Here is a 13,168-nt window from a genome sequence, read left to right as displayed (position 1 = left end):
CTCACTCCCGAACACCCGAAGAGATCCCGTGCTCGCCTCGCTCCTCCCTCCCTTCCTCATCGGCCTCCGCGAAGGCCTGGAGGCCGCGCTCGTCGTCGGCATCCTCGTCGCCTACCTCGTCCGGATCGACCGCCGCGACGTCCTCCCGAAGCTCTGGGCCGGAGTGGGACTCGCGGCAGCGCTCGTCCTCGTCATCGGCGCCGTCCTCACCTTCGGCGCCTACGCCCTCACCTTCCAGGCCCAGGAGCTCCTCGGCGGCCTCCTCTCCCTCCTCGCCGTCGGCATGGTGACCTGGATGATCTTCTGGATGCAGCGGACCGCGCGCACCATGCGCTCCCATCTCGAAAGCGGCATCGATCGCGCACTCGCGATGGGCGGCTTCTGGGGGATCGTCCTGATCGGGTTCGTGTCGGTGGCTCGCGAAGGCATCGAGACGACGCTCTTCCTCTGGTCCATGGTGCAGACCGCCGGCCAGGAAGGCCCGGGCTGGCTCGGCGCCGTGCTCGGCCTCGCCGTCGCCGTCCTCCTCGGATGGCTGCTCGCCCGCGGCGCCGTGCGTCTCGACCTCCGCCGGTTCTTCGCGTGGACGGGCGGCTTCCTCGTCGTCGTCGCCGCGGGTGTGCTCGCCTACGCCTTCCACGACCTGCAGGAGGCGGGCGCCCTCCCCGGACCCTTCTCGGATGCCGCGACCATCGACCCCGTCACCGGTGGCGTCGGCGTCGGCGTCGCCGGGTTCCCGTTCGGCTGGGCCTTCGACCTGAGCGCGCAGCTCCCTCCCGGCAGCGCGATCGCCGCGCTCCTCCAGGCGACCGTCGGCTTCATGCCCGAGATGACCTGGCTGCAGGTGATCGCCTGGGGGCTCTACCTCGCCGTCGTCGGCACGTTCTTCGTCCGAGGCCTGTTCCCGCGCCCGCGTCCTGCGCCTGCGGCATCCGCCGGCACCTCCGCATCCCGTCACGCATCCCAAGGAGCATCATGACCCGCCCCCGCCTCACCACGGCGCATGCCGCCCTCGCCCTCGTGGCCGTCAGCGCCGTCGCCCTCTCGGGCTGCGTCGCGAAGACCGACGCGACGAGCACGGACGCCCTCACGGTGACCTCGACGGATACCTCCTGCGACGTCTCGACGGCGACGGCGAAGAGCGGAACGCTGACCTTCGCGGTGTCGAACAAGAGCTCCCAGGTGAGCGAGTTCTACCTGCTCGCCGAGGACGGGCTGCGCATCATCGGCGAAGTCGAGAACATCTCACCCGGCGCCGAGCGGACCCTGACCGTCGTCGCGCAGCCGGGGAAGTACAAGACGCTCTGCAAGCCGGGCATGGTCGGCGAGGGCGTCGGGCGCGCTGATTTCAGCGTCACCGGCGGGGCGGTCGCCGCCACCGGCGACGACGCCGAGCAGAAGCAGAAGGCCGTCGACCTCTACGCCGCGTTCGTCAAGGACCAGGTCGAGCAGCTCGTCCCCGCCGTCGACGCCTTCACGACCGCCTACGAGTCGGGGCGGGACGACGAGGCGCGCGCGCAGTTCCCGACGGTGCGCGCGTTCTACGAGCGCATCGAGCCGGTCGCCGAATCCCTCGGCGACCTCGACCCGCGCATCGACTACCGCGAAGTGGATGCCGTGGCCGAAGGCCTCGAATGGACCGGCTTCCACCGCATCGAGAAGGACCTGTGGGTGCCGGAGAAGGACGCGCTGAACGCCGACGGCGAGACGCCGGCATGGCAGGACTGGGCTCCGTCGACCACGGAGGAACGGGCGACGTACGGCGACAAGCTGGTCGCGGACGTCGGCGAACTCAACGACTACGTCCACTCCGACGCGTTCCAGAAGGCGCTCGACGCCCAGGGCGTCGCCGGGATCTCCAATGGCGCGATCGCCCTGCTCGACGAGGTGGCGACCGGCAAGATCAGCGGCGAGGAGGACTGGTGGTCGGGCACGGACCTGTCGGACTTCGCCGCGAACGTCGAGGGCTCGAAGATGGCGTTCTCGCTCGTGCGTGACTTCGCGTCGGCCGCCGGATCCGATGGGAAGACGCTCTCGACGGAGATCGCGCGGCGCTACGACGACCTGAATGCCGCCCTCGCCGCCCACGGCTCGCTCGAGAAGGGCTTCGTCGCCTACAAGACCCTCACCGAGGACGACAAGCGCGAGCTGACCGACCTGATCAACGCGCTGGCCGAGCCGCTGTCCCGCCTGACCTCCACCGTCCTGCAATGAGCACCGAGGACTCGCCCTCAGAAGAGACCGCCCGCCCGTCGCTCAGCAGGCGCGGCCTGTTCGGTCTCGCCGCAGGAGTCGGCGCCGCGGGCCTCGCGCTCGGCGCGGGTGCGGGCTCCGCGATCGGCGTCGCGGTCGGGCGCGAGCGCGCGGAGCAGGAGGGGGCAGCATCCGTCCACCCCTTCTTCGGGACGCACCAGGCGGGGATCACGACACCGATGCAGGACCACCTGCACTTCGCCGCCTTCGACATGATGGCGGGCTCGAGCCGGGACGACCTGCAGTCGCTCCTGAAGGACTGGAGCTACGCGGCGGCACGGATGACGCAGGGTCTCGACGTGAGTGCCAGCGGCGCCGTCGGAGGGTCGCCCGAGGCGCCGCCGGACGACACCGGTGAGGCGCTGGGGCTGCCGGCATCCGGCCTCACGATCACCTTCGGCCTGGGATCGACCCTGTTCTCGACCGACAGCGGCGACGATCGGTACGGGCTCGCCCGGCTGCGCCCGGCGGGCCTCGCGAAACTGCCCGCGTTCCTCGGCGACGACCTCGACCCGTCCGTCTCGGGGGGCGACCTCTGCATCCAGGCGTGCGCCGACGATCCGCAGGTCGCCGTGCACGCGATCCGCAACCTCAGCCGGATCGCCTTCGGGCGTGCGCGGCTGCGCTGGTCGCAGCTCGGCTTCGGAAAGACCTCGAAGACGACCGCCGCGCAGGCGACGCCGCGGAACCTCTTCGGCTTCAAGGACGGTACGGCGAACATCCTCGCGGACGACACGAAAGCCCTCGCCGACCACGTGTGGGTCGCCGAGGACGACGCTCCGGCGTGGCTGGCCGGCGGCTCGTACCTCGTGGCCCGCAAGGTCGCGATGCTCATCGAGACGTGGGACCGCGTGCGACTGTCGGAGCAGCAGCGGATCATCGGACGCGACAAGGCGCAGGGCGCTCCGCTCTCGGGCGGCGTCGAGACGACCGCGCCCGACTTCGGCACCACGGATGCCGCCGGTGCCCCCGCAATCGACCGGGCCTCGCACGTGCGCCTCGCCCATCCCGACCTGAACAACGGCATCCGCATCCTGCGGCGCGGCTACAACTACGTCGACGGCAACACCGACCTCGGCCGCCTCGACGCGGGACTGTTCTTCCTCTCGTACCAACGGAGCCCGGACCAGTTCGTGACGCTCCAACGCGCCCTGTCGACTGACCTCATGAACGAGTACGTGCGTCACATCGCGTCGGGCATCTGGGCGGTGCCCCGCGGCGCGGGGGACGGCTCGTACGTGGGCGCGGAACTGTTCGCCTGACCCGGGCACACGAAAGCGGGGAGCACAGTCCCCGTGTGCTCCCCGCTCGACTCGCGCGCCCGAACAGCGCGAGTGGTGAAGGTCAGTCCTTCTTGAAGGCGTCCTTCACGTTCTCGCCGGCCTTCTTGGCGTCGGCCTTCGTCTGGTCGGCCTTGCCTTCAGCAACGAGCTTGTCGTTGTCGGTGGCCTTGCCGATCGCTTCCTTCGCCTTGCCGGCGATGTCCTGAGCGGCGTTCTTGATCTTGTCGTCGAGTCCCATGAGGGTCTCCTTTCTCTATCGGTGGTGGGGGGGAAACCGGTGCCTGGACCGGTGGTTCGATCGGTGGATCAGCTGACCCGCGCGGCGTCCGAGGCGAACCTGCTGCGCAGGCCGCCGTGGATCGAGATGTAGGCGGCGGTGTCTGCGCCGGTCACGGCTGCCAGGCCGTCCATCAGCCGATCGACGTGATCGACGACGCGACGGGGGTCGGCTCCCTGACGGGCCGTGATGCTCACCTGGAGCACGGGCTCGTCGCGGACCGTGTGCGCAGTGACGGATGCCGCGACCACGTCGCCCTCACGGGCGAGGGAGTTCTTCACGGCGTCCGCCGCGAAGCCCTCGGTGATCGTGACTCGGCCGAGCGGCGTCTGCGAGCCGCTCGAGCGGAGGACGGTGCGGGAGCGCCGGCTCACGAGCGTCGTGAGACTGGCGAAGAGGACGACCGCGATCACGATCGCGACGACCGCCGCACCGATGACCGCCCAGCTGAGCGCGGTACCGGGGATCACGGTGGCGTCACCCGCGGCGCGGAGCGCGTCGACGGCGGCCTTCCCGGAGGAGGTCCACACGTCGCCGATGGCCGGGAGGGCCGCCGCCGTGGCCGCCGCTCCCCCGCCGATCAGCAGGATCACGCCGACGATCATCAGAACGGTGCGGTTGAGTGCACGGTTGGTGTCGTTCATGCCGCCTTCTCCTCATCGTCGGGGCGCGCGATCCGCACGCGGGTGCGAACAGGGCGCGCCAGCTTCAGCGCGGCGATCTCCGCATCGGCCAGCGAGGTGACCTGGGTCTTGTCGACCGGGATGCCGGCTCCGGGACGGACGGTGACGTCGACGCTCCGGTGGGCGACCCCGACCGTCACACGGTCGCGGGCGACGCCGATCTCGTCGCTCACCCGCTGGGCGAGCGCTGCGGCGAGGACGCCGTTGTCGATGACGGCGACGCGGCCACCGGCATCCACTTCGTGCTTGGACAGACGGCCCGGCGCGACGGCCAGGACCACGAGCCACAGCCCGATCGCGGCCACGACGAGCCCGCCGGCGACACCGGCCGCCACCGGGGCGTTGCCGGGGAGTCCGGCCAGCCACTCCAGCGCCGCCACAGGGCGCACCAGAAGTGCGGGCTGGGCCGCGAGGGCCAGCACGAGCTCGACGGCGACGTACAGGGCCAGGATGATCGCGACCAGGACGACGAGGGCGAAGGCGACGCTGCGCGGCGAGTGGGTCTCGCGGCGCACAACGCGACGCAGCACAGGGGTGGTCATCGCACACGCTTCCTTTCCGGGGTCCGGGCACCGGTCACGGTGACGTCGATTCGGGCGATGTCGCGCCCGAGGAGGTGGGTCAGTCGCTCGCGCAGCTGCTCCTGCATCTGCGAGGCGCGCTCGAGGACGGGGACGGTGCTCCGCACCGCATCCAGATCATCGAGGTCGGGGACGGGGAGAGGGCTCGATACCTTCAGAGCCATGCCGTCCCGTCGGTCGGCGACACCCACGGAGATCTCGCCCCGCGGGACGCCGATGACATCGGCGGACACCGCCCGTGCGATGCCGACGAGCACACGCTCGGCGACCTCGGTACGGCCGGCGACGCCGGGGGCCGCGGCGGCGGGTCGCGAGGACCCGCCGCCCGCCGTTCCGTCGGTGTCGGTACGCATCAGGAGGTGCGCCGTCCCGTGAAGGCGTCGGTCACGGCCCTCACGTCGAGCTTGCCCGAGGCGATGCGGCCCACGACGGCGCCGATCGCCATGAACAGGGCGGTGAGGAGGAAACCCCAGAACCCGAACGCGAGGCCCACGACGGCGAGGATGGCGCCGGTCAGGGCGCCGATCAGCGTGGTGCTCATGAGACGCGCGACTCCTCGTGCTGCTCGTCCTCGTCGCCCGGGATGTGGACGTCGTCGACGGTGACGTTGACCTCGACGACCTCGAGTCCGACGAGGCGCGTGATGGCGCCGGCGACGGCGTCACGGACCTGCGAGGCGACCTGGTGGACGGGGGTCGGGTACTCGACGACGATCGTCAGGTCGACGGCGGCCTGGGTCTCGCCGACCTCGACCTTGACGCCCTGACCGAGGTCCTGGGCGTTGATGGCGTTGCGGATCGCGCCGAGGGCACGGGCTCCGCCGCCACCGAGAGCGTGGACGCCGGGGATCTCACGAGCGGCAATGCCGGCGACCTTGGCCACGACGCCGTCGGAGATGACGGTCGTGCCGGCGGTGGACGACGAGGTCTCGTCGGCCTTCGGCAGCGAACGGTCGACGCGTGCGCCGGGCACGGCGGGGGTGGTGGTCGCGGGGGTCTCGGTAGCCATGGTTCTCCTCTTTCTCGAACGATCTTCCGACGCACTGTGGGGTGCGTCGCGGGCCGTTGCTTTCGGCCTCGTACATAAGAGGTCCGGGCGTCCCGATTCGTCACAAAAAAGTTCGGAGAAGTTCTGCGACAGCTCTCGGCGTCAGTGGATCCGGGCGATCTGGATGCTGATCCGCGCGTCGTCCGGGGTGTTCGCGATCAGCGCGTCGGCCACGCGGCGGGCCGCGTTCGGGGTGTTGTCGTGCGACGCGGTCGCGATCCGCGCGGCGACCAGCGGCATCCCGTCGCGAACGGTCACGGCGACCTCCGCCATGCGATCCCCGTCCGCGCCGGCGGCGGCGGCGATGAGACCGGGGATGCGAGCGACGGTGGAACGGGGCGAGTAGACGTCGGTGACGCCGTCGACGGCGCGGATGCGGGCGACGAGATCGGGCTGGCCGGCGGACGCGTCGATCGGCTCGTCGGAGGGTTGCCCGATGGGGGGCTGACCGATGGAGGGGACCCGGGTCATGGCGTCACTCCTTCCCTTCTGTGCCGTGGAGCTCCTCGACGGCGACGTTGACAGCGGTGACGTTGAGCTCGGTGTGCTCGGCGAGGACGCGGTAGACGAGCTCGCGAAGGCTCGCCGTGAGCTCGGGGATCGACTTGCCCCAGGCGACGGAGGCGGTGAGCTCGATGCGCACCGGGGCGCCCGGGGTCTCGGCATCGCCCACGATCTCGGTGCGCCCGAGGTAGATCCCGTCGAGCTCGTCGGCACTCGAGCGCACGAGCGAGCGGACGGCCCCCTCGGTGACCGTGATCGTCACGCGGGGGTCGGGGTGGTGGATGGGGAAGCTGCGACCCGCGCGCAACTCGGAGTGGATGACCGAGAGGATCCCCTCGAACCAGCTCTCGGGGGGTCGCGGCATCCGCTCGGCATCGTCGGCGACCAGGTCCCGGGAGAGCTGGCCGACCCGCTCCAGGGCCTCGATGACGTTCAGGCAGTCGGGGCACGACTCGATGTGGGGGTCGCGGGGCGTGCGACCGGACTCGACGTAGCTGCTGAGCTCGTCGACGGAGCGGCCGCACTCGAGAGTGTCGTCGTCGTTCATCGCCACCCCTCCATCTCGATCGCGATGCTCGCCCGGGCCCGTGCGAGCAGTCCCCGGACGGTGCTGTCGGTCATGTTCATCTCTTCTGCGATCTCGGCGTAGCTGAGCTCTGCGACTTCACGCAGCAGCCAGCATCGGCGTTGATCCTCCTTCAGTCGGTCGAGCGCCCGCGAGAGAGCCGCGAGGCGGTCGTTCTGGATCGCCGCGCGCTCGGGCTGCGCATGCGAGGACGGCGGAAGGACAGCCTCGTCGAGAGCATCCTCTCGCGATCTCCGGGTCGCGAGGGCGAGCGCCTCCCGGCCGGCGATCCGCATCAGCCACGATTTCACGACCGACGGGTCGCGGAGCGTCGGGAGCTGCTTCCATGCCGTCACGAACGCGTCCTGCACGACGTCGTCGGTGTCGGCGACCGACCCGACGATGCGGTAAACGTAGGCGCGCACGAGAGAGGAGTGACGCCGGAGGATCTCTCCGAACGCTGCCGTGTCGCCGTCGACGGCGCGCTGGACGAGGATCCGGTCCGGCGCATCGCGAAGCGACGAGGTGTCGCGCCGGGGAGAATCGCGCAACGGGGAGTCGATGATGCACTCCCTCCGACACGGCCGCCAGGATCAGCGGGCTCGAGAGGACGCTAATCGGGCGGAACGGCACGAAGAACCGCTTGCGCCACGGCTCCGCACTCGCTATTGGCGGCCGAAGAAGCCACCCACGCGTGCGAGCGCGTCACCCACCCCGGCATCCGACTCCCCGTCGAACAGGGTCGCGGCGGGGATGCCCGAACTTCCCACCGCGAGCGAGAGGCTCCAGGTGCCGACCGCGACACCACCGCGGAGGATGACCGGACGCACCATCCCGTTGGCGGTGGGGCCGACGTTCATGCGATCACCGGCACCCATCCCGATCGAGCGGTCGGCGTACGAGAGGACGTATTCGTCGAAGGCCGGGAGCGCGATCGTGCCCGGGAGGGCCGGGTCGGGCACGGCGGTGGTCGGCTCTTCGGGCACATCGAGGAGCTCCCCGTCGAGGGCCACGACGCGGTCGCCCGCACGCCCGGCGGCTCCCCGGGCCTGCCCCGCCGGAAGCCCCGCCCACCAGGCGAAGTCCGCACCGGTCGCGGGCCCGTGTCCGCGCAGGTAGGCCACGAGGAGATCGACGGCCGGGTCGTCGCCGGCCGGGCCGCGGGGCGGGAGGGCGACGAGGTACTGCTCACGGGCGACTCCCTCGTCGCGCGGGACGACAGGGCCGAGCGCGAGCACCCCGCGGATGGACAGGGCGGTGAGGATGCGCGTGCCCGCAGCGACGGACCCCGCGACGCCGTCCCGCTGCAGGGCGTCGACGAACGCGGCCCTGGTCAGGGGTGCCTCTGCGGCGAGGGCGGACCGAAAGACGCGTTCGCCACGATCGAGCACTCCCGGGTCGATGCCGTACGCCCGCGTCTGCCGCTCCCCCGTCACGTCGAGGATCGCCCCCACCGAACCGGGCTCCACGATGTGGAGGGTGCCGCGCTGCGTCCACGCGCGCACCAGGAGCCCCGCGTCGAACGCGCGATCGACGTCGCCGACGGCGGGGCCGCCGGAGGTGCGGATGCCGAGCGCCCAGCGACCGGCCGCGAAGTCCTGCGCCTGCACGGCGAACAGCCGGCGCGCGACGTCGGGGACGGTCGCGGCGGGCTCGACGAGCAGGTGCGAGCGGAGTCGATGGAGTCGGATCTGCGCGGCATCCATCTGCGGTTCAGTCGGTCGCGTAGGGCTGGAGCGCATCGACGACGCTCGCGGCGAAGTCGGCGCTCGCCCCCCAGTCGAACCGGAACAGGGCGCCCTCCCCTCCCCCGGATCCCCGGAAGACGGCCTTCGTGCGACCGGCGAGGTTCTCGAGCAGGACCGTCAGCGACGCCCGGCTGCTGGTGCGCATGTAGTACTTCTCGAAGATCAGGAGCGCGGTCTGATGCCCGGCCTCCGTCGCGGTCGCGTGCTGACCCACGCACTCCACCGTCATCCCCGACGACTGCACGTGGTCGAGCACGATCCGGGCGGCGTCGAACGGCGTGAGGCTGATCTCCATCGTCTGCAGCATGACCGCAGTGTGCCACGGACGTCCCCGTCCGCGCGCCTATACTGATCCCGTCCGGGACCGCGAAGGTCCTGGTGCTCGGAAAAGGGGCACGCAGCCACCCGCATCGTCGCGGAGCGCGAGACATATACGGCATCCGTCGTCATCGTCTCCAGGAGCTCTCATGCCCACCGTCGCCGCCCACGTCGCCTCCGCCCTCGCCGCCCACGTCGATCACGTCTTCGGCGTCATGGGCAACGGCAACGCGCTCGTCCTCGACGCCCTCGAACGACGCGATGACGTCACCTTCACCGCCGTCCGTCACGAAGCCGGCGGTGTCGTCGCCGCCGATGCGCACTACCGCGCCGGGGGCGGCCTCGCCGCGGCGACCTCGACCTACGGTGCGGGCTTCACGAACACCCTCACCGCGCTCGCCGAGGCCGCGCAGGCGCGCGTGCCGCTCGTGCTCGTCGTCGGTGACGAGCCGACCTCGGGCCCGCGGCCGTGGGACGTCGACCAGCTCTCGCTCGCGTCGGCCGTGGGGGTCCGGACCTACACGGTGGGACGGACGGATGCCGCGGCCACGACGGTCATCGCGATCGAGCACGCCCTGTCGTTCCGCATCCCCGTCGTGCTCTCGATCCCCTACGACGTGGGCGGGCGCGACGCGGGCGAGATCCCGGCGACGCCCGATCCCGTCCTCCCCGCCCCGCTCGCCCCGACCGGCCCGCACGCCCTCGCGACGGTGTCCGCCGTCGCGAGAGCGCTCGCGTCAGCCGAACGCCCCCTCCTCCTCGCCGGCCGCGGCGCGTGGACGGCGGGCGCCGGTGCGCAGCTCGGACGCCTCGCCGACGCGGTCGGGGCACTGACGGCATCCACCGCACTCGGCCGCGGCGTCTTCCCACGCGGCGAGTACGACCTGGGCGTCACCGGCGGTTTCGGGGCGGAAGGCGCGATGGCCACGATCCACCAGGCCGACGTCGTCGTCGTGTTCGGGGCGTCGCTCAACCAGTTCACGATGCGCTTCGGCGAGCTCTTCTCGCCGGGCGCCACGATCGCGCAGGTCGACGTGGCGGCCGCGGCGACGCATCCGCAGGTCGGCCGGTACCTGCGAGCGGATGCCGCCCTCGCGGCGCGCGCGATCGCCGACGAGCTCGAGCAGCTCGAGGTGACGCCGTCGGGCTGGCGGGAGGCGGTCGATGTCGCCGGGCTCCGGACCTACGACGTCGGCGACGCTCTCGCGCCCGACGGGCGACTCGACCCGCGGAGCGTGGCCGCGGCGATCGCGGGACTGCTGCCCGAGGATCGCGTCGTCGTCTCGGACGGCGGGCACTTCATCGGCTGGGCCAACATGTTCTGGCCGGTGGCATCGCCCGATCGGATGATGATGATCGGCACGGCATACCAGTCGATCGGCCTCGGGTTCCCGTCGGTACCGGGCGCGGCGCGGGCGCGGCCCGAGTCGACGATCGTCCTCACGACGGGCGACGGCGGCGGCCTGATGGCGATCGCCGACCTCGAGTCGGCTGTCCGGGTGGCGCGCGGGCGCGGCCTCGCCGTGGTGTGGAACGACAGTGCGTACGGCGCCGAGGTGCACCTGTACGGGGTCATGGGTCTCGCGCGGGGGCCGATGGAGATCCCCGAGGTCGACTTCGCCGGGCTCGCGCGGGCCGTCGGTGCGGAGGGGGTCATCGTGCGGACGCTCGACGACCTGCAGGCGCTCGCGCGCTGGCGCGATCTCCCCGCCGACGAGCGCCCGTTCCTGCTGCTCGACCTGCGGGTCTCGGGCGCCGTCCGCGCGCCCTACCAGGAGGAGATCCTGCAGGTGAACCTGCGGCGGTGACGTTCGCCCGGGGAGGGCTAGCCGGGCAGCGTCGAGCCGACGCGAACTGTCCCCGTCGCGGCGATGAGAGGACACTTCGCGTCGGCTCGGCAACGGTGGCGGCGGGATGAAGCCTGGGCGCTCCTCAACGACGGAACGAGGTTCCGGCAGGTCCTGACTTCGGCGAGGATGGCGAGGTGCGCAAGAAGACCATCCGTCGCAAGCTCCGCGAAGCTATCGGCGGGTCCGATCTCGTCGTCATCGACCGCGTGTCCCGCCCGTCGCAGACGGTCAAGGGCTTCATCGTCAGCGTCGGCAGGCGTTGGGTGCTCGTTCATCAGACGATGGATGGCGGCTTTTTCGACGGACACGTTGCGATCCGGATCAGCGAGGTTCACCGTGTGCGTGGCGATGTGACCTTCGAGTCCGCATTCGCACGCACACAGCCCGAGTGGCCACCTGCGCAACCCCGAAGCGACCGAGATGTGGAGCTCGGCACAACGGCCGGCCTGCTCGCATCGTTGGCGAGTCCAGGGCAACTGTTCGGAGTAGAACGGAACAAGAAGTACGACGCGATGTGGATCGGCGTCCTCGAGGGAGTCATCCCACCCTGGCTTTACATGCGTGAAGTGCGACCGGACGCAACGTGGCACGACGAGCCCCTGGGATACCGTCTTCGCACCATCACTCTGGTGCTCGTGGGAACGCACTACCTTCGCGGGCTCACATCGATCGCCGAACCCGCTCCGATACCTTCCTGAATCGATCGAGCCCTCGACTGCGGCCTGCCCGGGGAGGGCTACCACGTGGCACCGCCCCGCGCTACGGGAGGGGAGAAGCGCGGTGCGCGCACTACTGTTGCCCTCAGCCAAGCGGCGTGAGTGGAGCGCGATGAACGGTAACGATGTGACCCCTCGGGTCGCGCGGCACGACGCCCGAAGAGTCCTCGCCATGTTGCGGCGCTACCGCGTGGCCGAGTCCGACATGCTGACCCGCGCCCGGCGCTCACTCGGTATGAGCGAGAACGAGTTCGCGGCCCTCCGTTTCCTGATGCAGCAGCGGAATCACGCCGCGAGGCCTCACGCGCTCATCCAGCATCTGGGGATCTCGTCCGCATCGGTGACCGCCATGATCGACAAGCTCGAACGCACCGGCCGGATCGTGCGGCACGAGGTCGCCGGCGACCGGCGGGCCGTCTCGGTCACGGCGACGCCGCTCGCCAAACGGGAGATGCGCACCACGTTCGAGGAGTTGGACGAGCTCATGGAGGCCGCCGTGGAGCGTCTCAGCCCGTCCGAGATCAACCACATCGAAGCGTTCCTCGAAGTGGTGACCGATGCCGTCGAGGGAAGCATCGCGGCCTGACCTCGTTCCTCGCCGACACTCCGCGGTGCGGTGATCACTCCGCCGAGGATGACTCGGTCTCCGCGGCGGGTTCCGGCTCGGAGTGTCCGAGGGACTTCTCCTGGAGGAAGGCGCACAGCTCGGCTGCGATCTGAAGTTCGTGCGTGAGGGCGTTGAGCTCGAAGCTGGTCAGCTCCAGGGTCCGCTCGGCGGGTTGGATGAACACGTGCCAACTGAGATCGTCGCCCTCGTCGCGAGGTTCGATCCAGACCTGGTTCGGTGCGTTCTCCAGCGGGATCAGAACCAAACCGGTGTCCTCTCCGCCCGACCCGTCCTGCACGACGACGCGGATCTCCTCCCCGGCGCTTCGGGCTTCGATGAACTCGGCCACCCAGTGCTCGAGCGTGGCCTTGCTGTGGAACACCATGGGTCGTCCTCGGGTAGGTGATACAGGCGATGCCGGGGCGAGACCGCTCGCTCGATTATCGCGCTCGGGAAGCGCGGCTCACGCCTCGCGGCGCGGCATCCCTGCTCGTCGACCGATCGCGAGCCACGCGGCGGGACCCGCCACCGGGACCAGCAGCACCACGAGGACCCACGCCAGCGCCTGCCTCGAGGTCAACCGCCGCGTCGACCGCATGAGCGAGACCAGGGCGACGACCATGAGCACGGCCGCGATCAGCGCGATGACGGACCAGACGATGTCGTATCCGGACGGGACCAGCGGGTTCAGGGCGCTCACACCCCGACCCTAGCGGTGCTCGAGCCGACGGTGGGA

The 13,168-nt window shown here is 70.8% G+C and carries 19 protein-coding genes; 6 read left to right on the top strand and 13 right to left on the bottom strand.

Annotation, left to right across the window (positions count from 1 at the left end; all coding sequences use genetic code 11):
• Positions 1-28 precede the first annotated feature (28 nt).
• Genes efeU through efeB form a run of 3 tightly spaced genes read left to right on the top strand, consistent with a single transcriptional unit; the run spans position 29 to position 3,515 of the window.
• Positions 29-979, top strand: coding sequence for an iron uptake transporter permease EfeU (efeU, locus tag Q9S78_RS07375; protein WP_311869855.1), 951 nt, complete (start codon positions 29-31; stop codon positions 977-979).
• Positions 976-2,214: an iron uptake system protein EfeO gene (gene efeO, locus Q9S78_RS07370; RefSeq protein ID WP_311869853.1), complete on the top strand. Its 1,239-nt coding sequence runs from the start codon at positions 976-978 to the stop codon at positions 2,212-2,214. The genes efeU and efeO overlap by 4 nt, the downstream gene beginning before the upstream one ends.
• Positions 2,211-3,515 (top strand): iron uptake transporter deferrochelatase/peroxidase subunit, encoded by a 1,305-nt coding sequence (gene efeB, locus Q9S78_RS07365; protein WP_116228564.1) that lies wholly within the window; start codon positions 2,211-2,213, stop codon positions 3,513-3,515. Before efeO ends, efeB begins: the two co-directional genes overlap by 4 nt.
• A gap of 82 nt (positions 3,516-3,597) precedes the next feature.
• Here efeB and Q9S78_RS07360 read toward each other — a convergent pair whose 3' ends face one another.
• The 11 genes from Q9S78_RS07360 to Q9S78_RS07310 form a co-directional block, all read right to left on the bottom strand.
• Positions 3,598-3,774: a CsbD family protein gene (locus tag Q9S78_RS07360; protein WP_018188814.1), complete on the bottom strand. Its 177-nt coding sequence runs from the start codon at positions 3,772-3,774 to the stop codon at positions 3,598-3,600.
• A gap of 68 nt (positions 3,775-3,842) precedes the next feature.
• A complete protein-coding gene (locus Q9S78_RS07355; RefSeq protein WP_311869851.1) occupies positions 3,843-4,457 on the bottom strand; it encodes a hypothetical protein in 615 nt (204 codons plus the stop codon).
• Positions 4,454-5,038, bottom strand: coding sequence for a DUF6286 domain-containing protein (locus Q9S78_RS07350; protein WP_018188816.1), 585 nt, complete (start codon positions 5,036-5,038; stop codon positions 4,454-4,456). The genes Q9S78_RS07355 and Q9S78_RS07350 overlap by 4 nt, the downstream gene beginning before the upstream one ends.
• The gene (locus Q9S78_RS07345) at positions 5,035-5,430 is read right to left on the bottom strand and encodes a hypothetical protein (RefSeq protein ID WP_018188817.1); all 396 of its coding nucleotides are present in this window, start codon (positions 5,428-5,430) and stop codon (positions 5,035-5,037) included. Before Q9S78_RS07345 ends, Q9S78_RS07350 begins: the two co-directional genes overlap by 4 nt.
• On the bottom strand, positions 5,430-5,618 hold the full coding sequence (locus tag Q9S78_RS07340) for a DUF2273 domain-containing protein (protein WP_018188818.1): 189 nt from the start codon (positions 5,616-5,618) through the stop codon (positions 5,430-5,432). The genes Q9S78_RS07345 and Q9S78_RS07340 overlap by 1 nt, the downstream gene beginning before the upstream one ends.
• Complete coding sequence (locus Q9S78_RS07335) at positions 5,615-6,085, bottom strand: Asp23/Gls24 family envelope stress response protein (protein WP_311857711.1); 471 nt, start codon at positions 6,083-6,085, stop codon at positions 5,615-5,617. The genes Q9S78_RS07340 and Q9S78_RS07335 overlap by 4 nt, the downstream gene beginning before the upstream one ends.
• 141 nt (positions 6,086-6,226) lie before the next feature.
• The gene (locus Q9S78_RS07330) at positions 6,227-6,595 is read right to left on the bottom strand and encodes a hypothetical protein (RefSeq protein WP_020096697.1); all 369 of its coding nucleotides are present in this window, start codon (positions 6,593-6,595) and stop codon (positions 6,227-6,229) included.
• 4 nt (positions 6,596-6,599) lie between these two features.
• Positions 6,600-7,175 carry an Asp23/Gls24 family envelope stress response protein gene (locus Q9S78_RS07325; RefSeq protein ID WP_256335309.1) on the bottom strand — a complete coding sequence of 192 codons (576 nt, stop codon included), beginning with the start codon at positions 7,173-7,175 and terminating at the stop codon, positions 6,600-6,602.
• Positions 7,172-7,744 (bottom strand): RNA polymerase sigma factor, encoded by a 573-nt coding sequence (locus Q9S78_RS07320; protein WP_311857714.1) that lies wholly within the window; start codon positions 7,742-7,744, stop codon positions 7,172-7,174. Before Q9S78_RS07320 ends, Q9S78_RS07325 begins: the two co-directional genes overlap by 4 nt.
• Before the next feature lie 114 nt (positions 7,745-7,858).
• Positions 7,859-8,935 carry a winged helix DNA-binding domain-containing protein gene (locus Q9S78_RS07315; RefSeq protein WP_311869849.1) on the bottom strand — a complete coding sequence of 359 codons (1,077 nt, stop codon included), beginning with the start codon at positions 8,933-8,935 and terminating at the stop codon, positions 7,859-7,861.
• On the bottom strand, positions 8,907-9,248 hold the full coding sequence (locus Q9S78_RS07310; RefSeq protein ID WP_018188824.1) for a DUF6054 family protein: 342 nt from the start codon (positions 9,246-9,248) through the stop codon (positions 8,907-8,909). Before Q9S78_RS07310 ends, Q9S78_RS07315 begins: the two co-directional genes overlap by 29 nt.
• Before the next feature lie 160 nt (positions 9,249-9,408).
• On the opposite strand from Q9S78_RS07310, the gene Q9S78_RS07305 reads away from it, so the two are divergent.
• The 3 genes from Q9S78_RS07305 (at position 9,409) to Q9S78_RS07295 (ending at position 12,411) form a co-directional block, all read left to right on the top strand.
• Positions 9,409-11,067, top strand: a complete 1,659-nt coding sequence (locus tag Q9S78_RS07305) for a thiamine pyrophosphate-binding protein (protein ID WP_311869847.1) — start codon at positions 9,409-9,411, stop codon at positions 11,065-11,067.
• Positions 11,068-11,243: 176 nt separating this feature from the next.
• Entirely contained in the window at positions 11,244-11,807 is a 564-nt protein-coding gene (locus Q9S78_RS07300) for a hypothetical protein (protein ID WP_116228558.1), read from the top strand.
• A gap of 190 nt (positions 11,808-11,997) precedes the next feature.
• A complete protein-coding gene (locus tag Q9S78_RS07295; RefSeq protein ID WP_116228557.1) occupies positions 11,998-12,411 on the top strand; it encodes a MarR family winged helix-turn-helix transcriptional regulator in 414 nt (137 codons plus the stop codon).
• 34 nt (positions 12,412-12,445) lie between these two features.
• Here the strand turns inward: Q9S78_RS07295 and Q9S78_RS07290 are convergent, their stop codons facing one another.
• Complete coding sequence (locus Q9S78_RS07290) at positions 12,446-12,817, bottom strand: hypothetical protein (RefSeq protein WP_018188827.1); 372 nt, start codon at positions 12,815-12,817, stop codon at positions 12,446-12,448.
• Between the two features lie 78 nt (positions 12,818-12,895).
• Entirely contained in the window at positions 12,896-13,132 is a 237-nt protein-coding gene (locus tag Q9S78_RS07285) for a PLDc N-terminal domain-containing protein (protein WP_116228556.1), read from the bottom strand.
• Positions 13,133-13,168: the final 36 nt, after the last annotated feature.

Source organism: Microbacterium aquilitoris, assembly GCF_031932285.1.
In the GTDB taxonomy this organism is placed as follows: Bacteria; Actinomycetota; Actinomycetes; order Actinomycetales; family Microbacteriaceae; genus Microbacterium; species Microbacterium aquilitoris.
Note: the sequence above shows the minus strand (reverse complement) of the source record. Positions and strands in the feature narration are given on the sequence as shown.